General features: G+C 72.0%; 3 protein-coding genes. 1 reads left to right on the forward strand and 2 read right to left on the reverse strand.

What is annotated here, in order from left to right; translation table 11 throughout:
- Positions 1 to 152 precede the first annotated feature (152 nt).
- On the reverse strand, positions 153 to 1,460 hold the full coding sequence (manA, locus tag AC08OU_RS24200) for a mannose-6-phosphate isomerase, class I (RefSeq protein WP_476602401.1): 1,308 nt from the start codon (positions 1,458 to 1,460) through the stop codon (positions 153 to 155).
- 83 nt (positions 1,461 to 1,543) lie between these two features.
- The gene (locus tag AC08OU_RS24205) at positions 1,544 to 2,011 is read right to left on the reverse strand and encodes a metallopeptidase family protein (protein ID WP_476602400.1); all 468 of its coding nucleotides are present in this window, start codon (positions 2,009 to 2,011) and stop codon (positions 1,544 to 1,546) included.
- Between the two features lie 324 nt (positions 2,012 to 2,335).
- Here AC08OU_RS24205 and AC08OU_RS24210 point away from each other — a divergent pair, with 324 nt between their 5' ends.
- Positions 2,336 to 2,701, forward strand: coding sequence for a DUF3499 domain-containing protein (locus AC08OU_RS24210; protein WP_462188238.1), 366 nt, complete (start codon positions 2,336 to 2,338; stop codon positions 2,699 to 2,701).
- Positions 2,702 to 2,857 lie beyond the last annotated feature (156 nt).

Consider the following 2,857-nt stretch of genomic DNA (forward strand, 5'->3'; position numbering starts at 1 on the left):
GGCCCTAGGGGGACGGCCGGCCTTCGATCTTCGCCTCGTGGCGGGCCGGGCACCGGTCGGCGTCCTCCCAGGACGTGCGGGAGGTTCGTGACGCTTCCGGTCTTCCGGTCTTCCGGGCCGTCAGCACCCCGCCCTGTCGGTGGCATCGCCCGTCAGCGGCCGGGAGCGGCGAGAAAGACCCGACCGGTGCCGGTGAGGGTCAACGCGGCGGATCCGGCCAGCAGGGCGGACCGGCCCCCGCGCAACTCCACCGGGGCGACGGTCGTCCCGTTGTCGGCGGTGCCGGTCACCCGGACCGCACCCTCGATGGCCAGCAGCACCACGGGCCGTCCCACGTTCAGGGCGCCGCCGGTGCAGATCGCCTCGGTGAGGGCGAAGTCCCCGACGGGGACGTCCCAGCCGCGGAGCAGACCACCGGGGGAGACCGCGAGAGTACAGGGCATGAGGATCGGCGCCGCGCTCGGAGTGGGATCAAGGATGCGCAGGAGCTCGTCGACATCGATGTGCTTGGGGGTGAGCCCGCCGCGCAGCACGTTGTCCGAGGTCGCCATGATCTCGATACCCAGGCCGGAGACGTAGGCGTGGAGCAGCCGCGCGGGCTGGAAGAGCCCCTCCCCGGGGCGCAGGGTGACGTCGTTCAGCAACAGGGCGGCCGCGATCCCGACGTCGCCCGGGTGCGCGGCCGCGAGCAGACCGATCAGGTCGGCCGCCCGCGCGACGTCATCGGCTTCGACGCCGTCCGCCGCGACGCCGTCCGCCGCGGCCCTGTCCGTCGCCGTGTCGTCCGTTTCGGCGCTGGGCGTCCCCGGCGCTGCCGCGTCGTGCGGGCCGGCGGCGAGCCGGCGGGCCGTCGCCACGAGGTCGCGGACGAGGTCACGGGCGGGTTCGCGCGGCATGGTCAGCAGGGAGCGGAGCACCTGCGCGGCGCCGCCCGAGGGATCGTCGGCCAGTGGTCGGAAGGCGGCGGTGAGGGCCGGTGAGCCCAGCCGGGCGACGATGGCGAGGGTCCGGCCGGGATCACGTACGCCGGCGAGAGCCCGAAACGGGGACAGTGCGACGATTAGTTCGGGCTTGTGATTCCGGTCACGGTAACGCCGACGCGGATCGCCCAGGCCGAGACCGGCCGCGTCGTCCGCGTCGAAGCCGGCCCGGGCCTGCGCCAGGTCCGGGTGCACCTGCAGCGACAGCGCCTTCTCGGCGGCCAGTACCTTGAGCAGGAACGGCAGCTGACCGACGAGGTTGGTGGCCGGACGGCGGATGCCGTCGTCCTCGGCGAGGGCCGTCGCCACCGGATGGGTGCCGAGCCACAGCTCCGCGACCGGCTCGCCGGTCGCGACCGCCCCGAGCAGGTTCGGAATCGCGGTCGGGGACCCCCAGGCGTACGACTGCGCCTGACCGTGCAGTGGCAGGATCCGGGCGCCGGAGGCCGTCGCCCGAGCGGCCTCGTTCCTGGTGGTCACGGTGTTCCTGGTGGTCACGGTCTCCCTCGCGTGGTGGGTGTCCTGCGGCCGGCCAGCCACCGCGGCTCGGCTGTTCCTCGCTGTTACTCGTCGCCCCAGCCGTGGCCCTCCGGGTCGATCACGGCGGGGTCGACCCCCATCATCTCAGCCATCTCGTGGATGATCGCATCGAGGACGAGCTCGGCCAGGTCCTCGCTGTCGACGGCCCGCGCCTCGATCGGGCGGCGGTAGACGACGATGCGCCGCGGGGTGCCCGACCGACCCCTGCCGCTGGCCGGCTGGTAACGAGCGAGCGGGATCTCGTCGTCGGTCACCGCCACCGGCGGTACGTCCTCGACGGCGAACTCGACGTCCGCGAGTTCGGTGGACCACCGGTGGTCGAGATGCTCGACGGCGTCCAGGACGAGATCGTCGAAGCGGTCGCCGCGGGTGGCGTAGGCGGGCACGTCCGGCGGAAGAAGAGTGCCCCGGATTCCACGGCCGCGCCGGTCGCGCCGCCGCCGTGGCGGGATCGGCCGGGCGACTGCCGGGAACCGCTCGGGCTCGCTCACCCTGTCAGCGTAGCGTTCAAGGATGGACGGTCGTCCGTCGATCGCGGTGAACTCCGCGCCGCTTCCGGCATCGCTCGGAGTGGTGCGCCGATCCGTGGGCGCGGTAACGACGGTTTCCGGTCACATCCCTGCGTTTCATCCCCTATCGCTACCAGCTCGAGGACGGTCCATGATCTCAAAATCGCTCTGGATACGTGCTAAAAGAGGGATATTGTATGCGGGCCGCGATGGCATGGTCGACGCCGCGTGACGATTAGTCGTCGCGCCACGCGACACGACCCGAGGTGGTGGCCGTCGTCCGTTCCGGGGGCTACCGTCCGGAACGTGAAGCCTCGGCGCTGCTCCCGCTCGGCCTGTTCCGCAGCCGCGGTCGCCACGCTCACGTACGCCTACGCGGAGTCCACGGCGGTGTTGGGCCCGCTCTCCCCGTACGTCGAACCACACTCCTACGATCTGTGCGGCACCCACGCGGATCGGCTCACCGTGCCGCTTGGCTGGGCTGTGGTCCGGCTCGAGGCCGAGGCGCCCCGTGAGGGGGGTCGTGAGGTGGCCGGGGACGACCTGGAAGCCCTTGCGGACGCCGTGCGTGAGGCGTCCCGGCGGGGAGGGTCGGAGCCCCCGCAGGGTCCGCAGGCCCCACCCCCGGGTGGCCGGCGGGGTCACCTGCGGGCCGTTCCCAGTCCGTCCTGATCCGGAGCGATCCCACCTCTCGGCCGTCCCGGTCATGTGGTCGTCCCGATCTTCCGTTTGTCCTAGGGCCTGTTTGGGAAGTACGTCCCGGGGTTGGCCGTGGATCTAATGGTGATTTTCGGATTGCATGATCCGTTGTGTGGTGCGGGGTGACCT

It is taken from the genome of Frankia sp. CcMO1, assembly GCF_977945845.1.